This is a genomic window from Thalassolituus oleivorans MIL-1 (assembly GCF_000355675.1).
Taxonomy (GTDB): domain Bacteria; phylum Pseudomonadota; class Gammaproteobacteria; order Pseudomonadales; family Oceanobacteraceae; genus Thalassolituus; species Thalassolituus oleivorans.
In genome coordinates, this window is sequence record NC_020888.1 from 2,036,818 (window position 1) to 2,049,531 (window position 12,714).

Annotated in this window: 12 protein-coding genes; 5 read left to right on the top strand and 7 right to left on the bottom strand. The window is 45.2% G+C overall.

What is annotated here, in order from left to right:
* Nucleotides 1-31: 31 nt before the first annotated feature.
* The 4 genes from TOL_RS09215 to TOL_RS09230 all read right to left on the bottom strand — a co-directional run bounded on the left by TOL_RS09215 (nucleotide 32) and on the right by TOL_RS09230 (nucleotide 5,724).
* Nucleotides 32-1,825: a lipase family protein gene (locus TOL_RS09215; protein WP_015487049.1), complete on the bottom strand. Its 1,794-nt coding sequence runs from the start codon at nucleotides 1,823-1,825 to the stop codon at nucleotides 32-34.
* A gap of 250 nt (nucleotides 1,826-2,075) precedes the next feature.
* Nucleotides 2,076-3,167 carry an AraC family transcriptional regulator gene (locus tag TOL_RS09220; RefSeq protein WP_015487050.1) on the bottom strand — a complete coding sequence of 364 codons (1,092 nt, stop codon included), beginning with the start codon at nucleotides 3,165-3,167 and terminating at the stop codon, nucleotides 2,076-2,078.
* 328 nt (nucleotides 3,168-3,495) lie between these two features.
* Nucleotides 3,496-4,533, bottom strand: a complete 1,038-nt coding sequence (locus TOL_RS09225; RefSeq protein ID WP_041588462.1) for a response regulator — start codon at nucleotides 4,531-4,533, stop codon at nucleotides 3,496-3,498.
* 348 nt (nucleotides 4,534-4,881) lie between these two features.
* Complete coding sequence (locus TOL_RS09230; protein ID WP_015487052.1) at nucleotides 4,882-5,724, bottom strand: LysR family transcriptional regulator; 843 nt, start codon at nucleotides 5,722-5,724, stop codon at nucleotides 4,882-4,884.
* A gap of 111 nt (nucleotides 5,725-5,835) precedes the next feature.
* Between TOL_RS09230 and TOL_RS09235 the strand changes: the two genes are divergently transcribed.
* From TOL_RS09235 to rnk, 4 genes are all read left to right on the top strand, one after another.
* Complete coding sequence (locus TOL_RS09235; protein ID WP_015487053.1) at nucleotides 5,836-6,039, top strand: hypothetical protein; 204 nt, start codon at nucleotides 5,836-5,838, stop codon at nucleotides 6,037-6,039.
* A complete protein-coding gene (locus tag TOL_RS09240; RefSeq protein WP_081601115.1) occupies nucleotides 6,036-6,797 on the top strand; it encodes an HPP family protein in 762 nt (253 codons plus the stop codon). The genes TOL_RS09235 and TOL_RS09240 overlap by 4 nt, the downstream gene beginning before the upstream one ends.
* A 41-nt stretch (nucleotides 6,798-6,838) precedes the next feature.
* Entirely contained in the window at nucleotides 6,839-8,014 is a 1,176-nt protein-coding gene (hmpA, locus tag TOL_RS09245; RefSeq protein ID WP_015487055.1) for an NO-inducible flavohemoprotein, read from the top strand.
* Between the two features lie 264 nt (nucleotides 8,015-8,278).
* Nucleotides 8,279-8,674, top strand: a complete 396-nt coding sequence (gene rnk, locus TOL_RS09250; protein WP_015487056.1) for a nucleoside diphosphate kinase regulator — start codon at nucleotides 8,279-8,281, stop codon at nucleotides 8,672-8,674.
* 360 nt (nucleotides 8,675-9,034) lie between these two features.
* Here the strand turns inward: rnk and TOL_RS09255 are convergent, their stop codons facing one another.
* From TOL_RS09255 to TOL_RS09265, 3 genes are all read right to left on the bottom strand, one after another.
* On the bottom strand, nucleotides 9,035-9,397 hold the full coding sequence (locus TOL_RS09255) for a hypothetical protein (protein WP_015487058.1): 363 nt from the start codon (nucleotides 9,395-9,397) through the stop codon (nucleotides 9,035-9,037).
* A gap of 85 nt (nucleotides 9,398-9,482) precedes the next feature.
* The gene (locus tag TOL_RS09260; protein ID WP_041588463.1) at nucleotides 9,483-9,926 is read right to left on the bottom strand and encodes a hypothetical protein; all 444 of its coding nucleotides are present in this window, start codon (nucleotides 9,924-9,926) and stop codon (nucleotides 9,483-9,485) included.
* Nucleotides 9,927-9,943: 17 nt separating this feature from the next.
* Nucleotides 9,944-11,341 carry an RHS repeat-associated core domain-containing protein gene (locus TOL_RS09265; RefSeq protein WP_015487060.1) on the bottom strand — a complete coding sequence of 466 codons (1,398 nt, stop codon included), beginning with the start codon at nucleotides 11,339-11,341 and terminating at the stop codon, nucleotides 9,944-9,946.
* A 222-nt stretch (nucleotides 11,342-11,563) separates the two neighbouring features.
* Here TOL_RS09265 and TOL_RS09275 point away from each other — a divergent pair.
* Nucleotides 11,564-12,714 (top strand): IS3 family transposase gene (locus tag TOL_RS09275; RefSeq protein WP_173391449.1). Its coding sequence is split into 2 segments (ribosomal slippage): nucleotides 11,564-11,807 and nucleotides 11,807-12,714, totalling 1,152 coding nucleotides; the frame shifts between segments, so codons are not numbered across the junction.

A 12,714-nucleotide genomic window follows, 5' to 3' on the forward strand; every position in this document is an offset into this window, starting at 1 on the left:
CTCGGCACATTTATTTATCACACTTTACTGCTTACCAACGAGTAGGAGCTGGAGGTGTAACAGTGAACTGATACTGTTGACCAGGGCCTGCAACCAAGCTGTTGAACAAACTCGTCATCCAACCGCACTTAAGTTCAGAGAACTCAGTCGTGCCATTAAACTCTAGGTATCCTGCACCTAAATCACCAATTGGGCCTTCATAGGCAATTGGGAAAGCAACAGGGCTTGTGGTAGTACAGTTAAACGGTAATTTCAACCAGCCAAAACCAGCAGCATTGATCAGAACATTAGCGTCCGCTTGACCGTCAATATTCAACATGCCATCACGGCTTAAGCCAGCAGTACCAGTAATTGGACCTACAGGTTCAATACTCAGGTTCACATCTAGATTCACTAGGATGTTCAACTTAGTATCAAAATCTGGCACCGACATTGACCCCATCAAGGTGCCTTGAGTAATGTTCGTATCAGCTGTCAAAGAAGAATCTTCAGGCAGGATCACATCCTGATCTAAGGTCGCAAGATGGATTGTTGCACCTAGATTCCAATCATTCAGAGATACGACGAAATCACCGCCACCAGGATTGGCATTTGACTTAGGCGCTTGAGAGAAGCTGTAGCAGCTGTTATCAACTGAGGTGCCGGCAAAGCGCTCGTCAAACCATTCCAACACATGCGGAGCCGCTTGGAATTGAGTAACGATATGCTCACTTGGGAAGATATCAAATGTCACTTTTGCAAACTTACCGCAATAGCGTTTTTTCAACGCTGCGTGTTGTTCAATTTCAATGAATTCATCCGCTTGACCATGATATTGGTATACAGGCACAGAAGGCTTTCCGTCGCCCAAGTTTTGCGCAGTCACAGCATCATTAACCGATGGAATCGCTAACAGTTCTGTTAAGCCTTTAGAGCCGACAGTGTATTCAGAAATGCTGTCGTTCATAAAGTCGAACAAAGATTCAAATACACATTGGTCTTTAGCAACTGCAATAGCAGCATGACCATTGGCACTTGCTAGCTCATCTAGTGGGATATCATCTGGATATTGTTCAGCCAAACCAACAACCGCGCCCAATAGGAAAGAAGCACCTGCGCTACCATCTAAGTACGCTGCAGTGGATGGGAAATCAGCAGGAGTACCGCCAGCAGCGATAGCGACTAGGTTAAGGTCTGGAGCATAAGACTTTTGTACTTCGCCAGCCCAAGATGCAGTTTGACCACCTTGAGAGTAACCCCAGATTACTGCAGGTGCATTTGCACTGATGCCAGCATTAGGAATTTGCGATGCCGCAGTGAAGATATCCAGAACTGCGTGCGCTTGCGATTCGCCTGCTAGGTAGGTTGGTGAATCACCAGTGGTGTAACCCGCGTTGTCCGTTACTAATACCGCATAACCTTTTGCTAACGCCGCAGCAATGTTACGATTTTCGTAGTCAGTACCACCGGCCAATTGCAGTGATGGTGCACAACCTTGTGCCAAACCATGAGTACCTACGGCGTAACTTAGGGTTGGACGCTCACCAGGGCCAGTCCATGCAGCGTTAGGAACAATAACTGTACCGGTAACTGTGTTGGTTGCACCTAAAGAATCCGTAGAACGATACATAACGTTCCACGCTTTAGACACTACGCTAGCACCTACATCAACAGTGGCAGAACGATACCAAATAAGATCTCCGTTACTACCGGCATAAATCGACGGCACTTCGTAGAAATCCATTCCAGATGGACCCACTGACGGTGCAGCCATCGCTACGCCAACAGGTAACATTGAAGCTAACAAGCCGATATAACCGGCTTTAAGAATACGTTTGGACATCATATTGATGCGCTCCTAGGGAATATTGTTGTTATTTTTAGATTTCACGATTTAGGAAACGATGAAACCTTGTAACAACAGTACTCCCTAGAGTGTTAACTTGCTGGCCGTAAGCGGACAGTAGTCGGTTATTAATGGCCATTTATAAATTAAATATCTGTTCATTTGAAGCGAATTGAAGCGACATTATCCATCCAATTTTAAGCGGCCAATACTCGGCTTTATATGGCCACCAATAACTAATGCGTTCCAATTAATTGTGATGACTGCGCCGTTCTAAATATTCGGTAGGGGCCATACCGGTCCAGCGCCGAAATGCCTTGGCGAACGCTGATGAATCTGCGAAACCGAGCAGTAATGCCAACTCAGTAATCGAGTTCCCCCCACGAGCAAAGTATTCGCGTGAGAATTTCTCCCTCACCCTATCAAGTTCAGACTGATAGGACGTTCCATCTTCCGCTAATTTTCGGCGCATCGTTCGTCCACTCATGCCTAGCTCACTGGCGGCTTTTTCAAGGGATGGAAAAGCACCGTAGTACCGCACAAGCAAACGCCTAAGTCGTAATGGTAATAACCGTATAGCCTTGGTTGGGATATTTTCAAATAAGGTTTTTTCAGCAGTTATCGCCATTAGTCGGTTAGCTAATGGTAACTCTTTGTCTTTCAGGGACGACTTCCCGACAATGCGAGTTTCGGGACAGTCAAACACAACGGGGCAGCGAAAATAACGACGATAGATATTACCCCAAGCAGGCTCAGGATAGCCAAATTCGACCAAATGTGGTTCATCATCCGCGCCAACTAAATCACAAAAAATGTTGTAAAAACTAACGACATTCAACTCCATGAAGAAATGGGTATACGGAGCTAACGAAATGTTCTCTTCGATAACAAACATACCTATAGGGCCTTCAAGGCGTACAGACATTTCCAGTGGTGGAAATAACTCCTGACAATAACGAGTTACGGCCAGACCACAATCCCATAAAGTCGGTTGAGTTACTGCAGCTAAACCAGCCATGCCATGCGAAGTTGCAGTCATTAGGTTCCCCATGACCAAACCAAGATATGGCATATCGAGTTGTTTTACGGCCTGATCAACCAAGGCTACACACTGCTTAGTATTGATAAAGCCGCCTTCTTCACCCGGTCGAAGCTCAATATTGGCATTTTTAAAAAAGCGCTGCTCGTCAATACCGAGTATAGCTTCCAGCGTTTCATCAGGCTTTTGGACGCTCAGTTTCGCTCTATCCATAAGCCAAGTAGCATCCAGCTTCAATGTGCGGCGTAAATCAAAATACGTCTGAATGTGCCCAAGAGGGATACATTCACTACTAGTATCCATGTGATGACCTTGTCGTTTTTATAATTATTAATGTAGCAATGAGTGCAAGATTACAAACATACCTTTGTAGAGGACTGGATTTTCCCCCTAAAGAATACGCAAAAGATATGGCATTTAAAGCCACATTGAAAACAAGCTAAGAAATAACTTCTCTACAACTATTCAATCTAAGAAGGACAGGCGCTTTATTCCGCCCATCCAGAAAAGAACTGAATCATTAGTAAAAATAGCTACAACAAGACAGGTAAACGGATTTTAGGCAACGATCAAACACAATGTAAATGCTTCTTATCCACCATTAGGCTCAAGTGAAAGTATCCATTAGCGCTTATCTTTCGTCATTATCGATCAGACTAGCCAATGCCCCATCGCTGAGCTGAACTAACTCTATAAGCTCTACTAATAAGCCAGAACATTCAACATCGACAGCATTATCATCATTTATTAATTTAAACTTTTCCTCCATATCTCGCGCACGTCGAGAAAGACGAACGGCCCCCATTGTTCCAGCGGCACCCTTTAACGTATGTAGGGCTTTCGTGCTTTCATGCCATTGTTTGGTTTGCCAACACAAAGCAACTTCCTCAATGATTGTTTGCATTTCTGGTACAAACATACTCTGCATTCTTTTAAATAGGTTCTTATTATTATTGAATCTTCGCAGAAGACTTAACTTATCTTCAATCAATTCATAAGAGCTATCGTTCGTCGATACATTTTTATCCTCAGTTGAGGTTCCCATCCCCACCAATAAGACCGTATTTACTAGCTCTTCAAGATCAACTGGTTTACTGATATGAGCGTTCATTCCAACCGCAGCACAAGCCTCACGGTCTTCTAATGAGACATTAGCCGTCATAGCCACGATGGGGAGATTATTCCAACGGCCATCAGCACGAATTCTTCGTGTGGCTTCTAAGCCATCGATATCGGGCATTTGAATATCCATAAGAACAAGGTCATAAACACAAGTGCCTGATATAACTTTATCAACCCCCTCAATCCCGCCTGTCGCTAAATCCACGTTAGCGCCCTCGGCAGCTAAAAGTTCATAAGCTATTTCACGATTAATAATATTATCTTCTACCACTAACAAGTGCTTACCCTTTAAACGCTGCAAACGTCCATTGTTTTCGACTACAGGATTTTCCCGATTATTCAACACTCGCTCTACCGATTCAGATAACTGCAAAGGTGTAATCGGTTTACTTAAAAAGTCACTATAAACTGGTATGTCATCGCCAAATTCATTCCCGATTAATGCCCGTCCATATGCACTTATAATAATAATTTTTGGAGCATCTTCGCCCATCAAGTTAACGATCGACTGCGCAACATCATCGCCATTAATATCCGGCAACTGCAAATATACTCGACGTTTATTTCAGGAGGTAAAGCTTTTTCTGGAGCACTGTCTAAGTCATACATTGCCCAATGATTAGCTATGATTGGAGACTTTGAGCATAAATATTCTTTAGTATTTTTCTTATTTTTCTAATATCAATAGACTCAACGCTGGAATGAAAAGCTTTGCGATACCAGCTTGATGAGTAAGGACCAAAGGGCTTTATTAACATTGATCGATGAGGGCCCCGCCCAGAATCTCCTCCACCAAATGGTTTCTAGCATCCAACATCTGCCGTGTACATCCTTAATCGTAAAAACTGAAGTACTATGGAATTACAACTTTTTAATGATTTTTAATACACATCAATCACAAGAACCAGGGAGTATTGATTGCTGACACCTCACGAAGACCTTTCAAGGCTCTATCGAGGCTTTCACCTCGACCAGACCGATATGCAAGGAAGATAGGATAAGTAAATTCATCGGAGTCAGGCATACGAATCAGCCTTCCGTTATCGAGGTAAGGCTGTACCACACGACTACGAAACCACCCATTACCGCCAACAGCAAGCATAAACTGCAAAGCTGCAGGTCCGAAATTAAAAGAGTATGCACTTTGTTCTCGCGACGCTAACGAGGCTAAATACTGTTTCTCTACACCCCTACCCCAGTCGATATAAATGTCTGGCTCAGCCCCCAGAGGACTCTGCACACGAATTAGCTTTTCCTCCAACAATTGCTCCACACAACACCCAGCAAAGTAATTAGGTCGATGCAAAATGACAGCATCTAAATGCCCCTCTTCCATCGCTCGATTCAGGTCATTAGCTTCAGCGACGGAGGCATCGACCGCGACCTCCGGCAGCTCAGCCTCCAACCAAGATACCCACTGCGTCAGAAGAGGATTCCATAATGTCGCTTCACTGCCCAATCTGAGACGTTCAGTATGCCCTTCAGGAATAGCTATGCTCTGACGAGCCCTGCCCCAAGCGGAAATGATCGTATTTGCATAGGGCAGAAAGCGCTCTCCCTCCGGAGTGAGAGACGCGCCTGCCCGGTTACGGACAAACAAGCGAGCGCCCATCGAATCTTCAAGGCTACGTATTCTGGCAGTGACCGCTGCTTGTGTGACGTGAAGGCTTTCTGCTGCTCGAACAAAACTTCCAGCATAAACAACCTCAAGAAAAGTACGAACTAGGACAGCGTCCATATTTGATCACTTTATATTAAATTTATTTATATAAAGTACAATAATTTATCATTTATTAAAAATATTAAGACCATATATAGTGCATCGCATTCCTACTAGCGGAGTGTAAGCATGAATCTGAACGTTATTAGTCTTCTCGCGATGAGCATTTCAACAACTCTCGTACTTGTCTGTTTAGCCATCGTGACGATCTTTGAGCAATCATTACCTATTCATCTTCTGGTAGCGGGTCATGGCACTGCCATGGTCAGCGCGGTAGGCATCAAACTAGGCTACATCCTTCGTCTTCAGTACCAAGCGCAACAAAAACGATGAAAAGAAATTCTTTACTGATATATAGCGTGCTTCATTATCTAGGAGTTCAGTCTGATACAACATCCCACACAGAGAAGCTAATTTCTGGAATCGGAGCGGCAGTAGGTATTCTCGCCATATATAGCGTGCTCAGTGCATACCCCACCAACCACCCCCTTACATTGGTCATGGCATCGGTCGCAGCATCTGCAGTATTGGTATTTGCAGTACCGCATGGTGCGCTCTCGCAACCATGGCCTGTCATGGGAAGTTACTTAACATCAGCTGCCCTGGGAGTCACGTGTAGCCACTGGATTCAGCATGATGCGGCGGCTGCAGTAACCGCTGTCGGCTTTTCGGTCATATGCATGCACTATCTTCGCTGTCTTCACCCACCCGGGGCAGCGGTTGCACTGGTCGCAGTCACTGGTGGGGCCGATATTGAGGCAATGGGATATCAGTTCATTATGGTACCTGCGTTATTAAACGCTGGCACACTAGTCGGTGCGGCTGTCATATACAACTATGCCTATCCATGGCGACGCTACCCGGTACCACTGGTGTATCACACGCCGCATCCCCACCCTTCAATTAGCGAAAACAACCTAATTGAATTGACTGTGGAAGATTATCAGTACGCGCTACGCCAACAAGATTCATTTATTGATATCAGTCCCGAGGATTTAGCAGAGCTAGTGGAATGCGCACGCGAACACGCCCTTAGCTACCAAAGCTCAGCCTCCACAACCACCGACACACAGCCTCATCCTCAGTCGTAATAACGACATCGACAACAACTAACTACATACAGAGATCATTCATGCTAAACACTCACCAAATTAATATCATTAAAACGACCGCGCCAGTAGTGGGCGCGCACGCGCGTGAGATTACCGATTACTTCTACCCGTTGATGTTCGAACGCTATCCAGAAGTAATTGGGCTGTTTAATCAGACACACCAGCAAAAAGGCACTCAACGACAGGCGCTAGCAAATGCCTTGGTCGCCTATGCGACTAATATCGATCACCTAGGGGTTCTGAGTCATGCCGTCAGCCTTATTGCGCACAAGCACTGTTCATTGAACATCTTGCCAGAACACTACCCCATCGTCGGCGAGTGCCTTATGGAAGCGATCAGTGAGATTCTGGGAGATGTCGTCACAGAAGAAGTCGCAGACGCGTGGGGAGCCGCCTACCAACAGCTTGCCAGTCTACTAATTCAAACGGAAGAAGAGCTGTATGCTGCTCACGCCAAGCGCCAGGGTGGCTGGCGAGGCGAAAGGCGATTCCTGATTGAGCGTATAGAAAAGGAAAGCGATGTAATTTCATCTTTCTATCTCACCCCCGATACTGGTGAGGTCGTAATTGACTTCACACCGGGTCAATACGTCGGAATTGTACTCACGATTGATGGCCAACCGGTTCGGCGCAACTATAGCTTGTCTGACGCTCCTGGAAAGCGAGGCGTCCGCATTTCGGTTAAAAAGGAAAGCAATGGATTAGTCTCTTCGTACCTTCACAATAAAGCACGCATAGATGACGAAGTATGGTTGACCGCTCCCGCTGGTGACTTCGTATTACCTTCAACACTTTCACGTCCCGTTTTGTTAGTCACCGGAGGCGTTGGTATCACTCCAGCCATAAGTATGCTCAATGACTGCATTGCCAGCGGCCAGAAAGTGACCTTCATTCATGCAGCAATCAATGGTCGCCACCAAGCGTTCCAGGAGCTCCTGAGCGAACTGGAGCGACAGCATGACAACCTGAAATGCGTCACCATCTACGAACAACCAGACGAAATAGATACGCCTGATGCAGTCGGTTATATAGATTTCAGCATACTCGGACAACACCTGCCTGCTGATCGCAATGCTGAGGTATTCTGTCTGGGGCCAACACCGTTCATGGCGTGCGTAAAACAGATATGTTCGGAACTCCAAGTTCCCCCCTCTCTACTCCATTTCGAGTTCTTCGGCCCTGCCGAGCAACTATAATCCTGTCCTGAGAGAAGTAGCCTACATACCACTGACAACAATAGACGCCAGTGGTATAGTTCTTTTTGACCAACAGAATCGCATCGAGAAAAAAACTCTGTGAGCATATCAAACACATTACCATTGAAGATCATTAGCACGCGGGGAGATCGCGTGCTGGAGACGCCTGCCTTCCATTCTTATCGCCGGACCTGAGCGAGTTTTACATTGAGGTCCGGCGCTTAGCTGCCCTCAATCACAAGAATTCACTATCAGGAGACAATAATGCCCACACTTCCGCCCATCGTTTTACTAAACAGCGATTATAAACGCCTTTGTCAGATCCTCGATCAGTTACCAAATCAAACTGGCCTTGCCGAACGCTTAGGAGAAGAGTTGGATCGCGCAAAGCGTGTTGCTGAAGGAGAGATCCCAGAGGATGTCGTCACCATGAACTCAATTGTCAATTTCGTAAATGAAGATACTGGAGCCTCGTACCAATTAGAACTGGCCTACCCAGGAGAATGCAGAGGTTCATCTGATAAAATTTCTATTCTCAGCCCTGCTGGGGAAGCTCTGATCGGGTTGAATAAAGGAGCTTCTATTGAATGGCCAGCCGAAGGTCGCTACATCCACCTGAAGATTATCGGTGTAAGCCATCCCCACACCTCAGTGGTGTAAAAATAGCGATTTGCCATTAACGATGCGAACTCCCCTAGGGCGAGTCCTTTTTGCTTATCATCTAAAACTACTACTTTCTCATGATGTACCACATCGGGAAGGTCTGCAAATATTCCAGCTGCCAGGCAAGTATGCTTGCTACGGCACCTGAGCCCACAAGGAAGTGGGCCTTCTTCTCAATCAAGTAAGAAAACAACGGTTATACTTATACTCATCGCAACACTTCAGTGAGATTTAGAGCCATGCAGGCAAGACCCTTTCATCTGCTATTAACCTTATTAGCCCTAACTTCTACCTGCAAAGCTATGGCTGAGATTTTGTTCGAAAATGAAGCCTTCGGATATGAAAGACCTACCATATTTAGAGTCGCTGTCTTTGACGATTATATCCAGGCAGCTGATCTATGATCTGCCCTTGGAAACTCGCCCGACTCGCCAGCGTAAATTCTACCCGGGTCTGACCTGTTGATTGGGAGCAGACCTTTCCGGGTGTACAGTAATTAACGTTAATGCCGGTTTCTTTTATTTTGGTGTCAATGAATTCAGCGATTTCATCATTAGCACTGGATTTACGCTCAAAGGCTTCGCGATAACTCCCTTGCTCTGCAACGGTTCCCTCACCCTCGAGCGCGTTATCTGTTTTGGAAGCGTACCCTAAGAGCTCTCCGTAAGGAGTATATACAGGATAAGCGGGTACTTGCTCGTCAGCTTTCATGATCCACATGACGTTGCCGAATATTCCTCATATCAAAACTTTCTTATGTTATTACAAAAGCTGTAGTTTCTTGATATTTTTTAATCAAATAAGCTTATTTTCTCTCTGTAACTATCACACTAGGAGTGTCAGTTAAAAAGGATTTAAGCTCCAAAACCAATAGATTTAAAATATCTTCCGGTACAGCATTAGCACTATTTTTATAAAAATAAATCCTGTATTTTTCTTCCTCAAACGGATTAACCATCACTAGCTTAATGTCTTCTCGCCACATATGGCTTATAAGATTCTTATCTTCAGGCGTAGTAGGTGCAATTCGTATAGCAAATGCATGTTTATCAGAAAACCTCCTTAACTGATCGAAAAGACGATCTCTCTGTTCTACATCATCAATAAAGACATTAAGTGCATATATTGGCTCATCAGCCAACTGTGTTGTATTTTTATTTGCCAAAACTTGCATTCCTACAGCTATAAAAAATATTAGGCCGCATAAAAAAAATGTAATTACAGTAAATTTATTACGTTGTATTTTCATCAATAACTCCAATGGGCCTAGCGATGATGAGCTTCGATATTTGCCCTCATTTGGGCATCGACATAATTAAAGATTTTGGGACCTTGCCATGAATTTACGGACGCACAAGTATCACAACCTATCGACGTTAATGGAATGACATTATTCCCAATACCTCTTGTCGTTACAAACCAAGCTCCGCGATCGTCCTGAGACAAATTTCGTGTTATTTGTCCATCATGCAAAACATGCAACGAAAGAGTTGTATTGATAATTGACATACCGTTATCACTAACCGTTGTTAAAACCTTTCCTGCCGGAATTCCATTTCTGGGATCAAAAACCCAATATGTACTACCATCAGAAACAGGTTTCGACGGGTCCTGCCCTGGGACTGCAAACCTAGCGAATTGATCAACCATTTCTTTTTGTGTACACGCTAAGGCTGCTGCACAAACTGAGTTAGGCCCCACAGTGTAGTCATGCCATCCACCTTTCTCAGGTGAATACCCCTTTTGTGCAAAAGAATTATTCGTCTGATTTATCGATTGATTAATCGCATTCGTTGTTATCTGCTGCGCCCAATACTGATCAAACGGCTGCGGTGGTGGCGGAGCCGGAGCAGTCACGACAATAGGTGGTTCATTGCAGGATGGACATTGTCCATCTGCATACAAGTCCGTAAACCCACTCGGATCATATCGGCTTGCAGGATTACCACCCACATACATATAGCGATTGTACGAATACCAGCGCGTAGGGTAAGGCACCGTTGGGTCAGCACTCAAAAAGCGCGCGTACTTAGGTGAATAGATACGCCCATTCATGTGTACCAGACCATGCTCTTTCAACGTCTCATGCCCGGTAAAGCCTGGCAGTTGGTCTATGATCTGGCCTTGGAAGCTCGCTTGACTCGCAGCCGTAAATGTAACCCGGGTCTGGCCTGTTGATTGGGAGCAGACTTTTCCGAGGGTACAGTTATTCACGTTAATGCCGGTTTCTTTCATTTTGATGTCAATGAATTCAGCGATTTCATCATTAGCACTGGATTTACGCTCAAAGGCTTCGCGATAACTCCCTTGTTCTGCAACGGTTCCCTCACCCTCGAGCGCGTTATCTGTTTTGGAAGCGTACCCTAAAAGCTCTCCGTATGGAGCGTACACAGGATAAGCAGGAACTTGTTCGTCGGCTTTGGTGATACGCATGATGTTGCCGTGGATGTCGGTGACGGTATCAGCGTTACCGACCAGATCACGGTGTATGAATGATACTTTATCTGCTTCGCCTAGCGTTTTATCTATGACCGCAACGGCCTGGCCATTAACTTTGATTGTATGTATCCAGCTTTCTTTATCTACGCTCTCCCCACTATCAATGATATGTTTGAGGTCGTCATCGATATAGGTCGTACTCAAGTTGGCAGTTGCCTGACGCATGCGTTTGCCACCCGGTTCGTATTCGAATCTAGTGGTTCGGCCACTCGTCTTAATTCTGAGCGGCTGCTGGAAAGGTGTCCAATCAACAGATGTTCCTCCCATTCTGCGAATAGTACCATCGCCCCAATGACTAAACTGATCTGCGCGATTATTGCTAGATGAATCGCCCCTAGTTTCCTAGACACTCTTTAAAGTTACAATGTACTTAAAGAGGAGGCCGATATGGCTGGTGAACGATATAACGAAGAATTCAAGATCGCAGCAGTAAAGCAAGTGACCGAACATGGTTACTCCATTGCTGATGTTGCTCAGCGTTTAGGCATTACAACTAAGAGCTTGTACAACTGGCGTGATCGTTACGGCGAGAATGCGCAAGCCTACCACGAGAAGCAATCCAGTCATGAAGAGCTGCGTAAGCTTAAAGCGGAGCTAAAACGTGTCACAGAGGAGCGTGACATATTAAAGGAGGCCGCCGTGTTCTTTGCTGCCGAGTCAAAGAAAAATACACGTTCATAAAATCTCGAACTGATCGCTACTCCGTTCGTACTCTGTGTCGAACACTTGAAGTTCATCCTAGTGGGTTTTATGCCTGGTTAGCGAATCCCGAAAGTATACGGCAGAAAGTTGATGAGTATCTTCTCGGGTTTATTAAGCAATTCTGGCTTGAGAGTGGTTGCGTTTATGGCTATCGAAAAATCCATAAAGATCTAAAGCATGCAGGAGAACACTGTGGAAAAACTCGTGTTCATCGACTGATGCAGCAGGCACAAATACAGGCAGAGCGGGGCTACAACCGAAAAACACGCTATGACAGCGGCGAGTTATCCACCGTTGCCCCTAACCTACTGAATCGTGAATTTGATGTATCCAAACCGAATACCGTATGGGTCACCGATATTACCTACATTCGTACCTATGAGGGCTGGCTGTTTCTAGCGGTAATCATTGATTTATTCTCACGGCAGGTCGTTGGCTGGTCGATGAGTGAACGTATTAATACCGATTTGGTACTGAATGCAATCACGATGGCGTGCTGGCGAAGGAAGCCAAAAGGTGAGGTGATCGTGCATTCCGATCAAGGTTGCCAATACACAAGTTACGACTGGCAAAGCATGTTAAAAGCCAATAACTTAACCGTCAGCATGAGCCGTAGAGGGAACTGTCATGATAATGCCTGTGCGGAAAGCTTCTTTGCCTTGCTAAAGCGAGAACGTATTCGCCGTAAAATTTATCGCACAAGAGAAGAAGGAAAAGCGGATATATTTAATTATATCGAGCTGTTTTATAATTCCACACGTCGCCATGGTAATAATAGTGACTTGTCGCCAAGGGACTATGAAAATAACTATTTTTTGAAGCAAATGGGTGTCTAG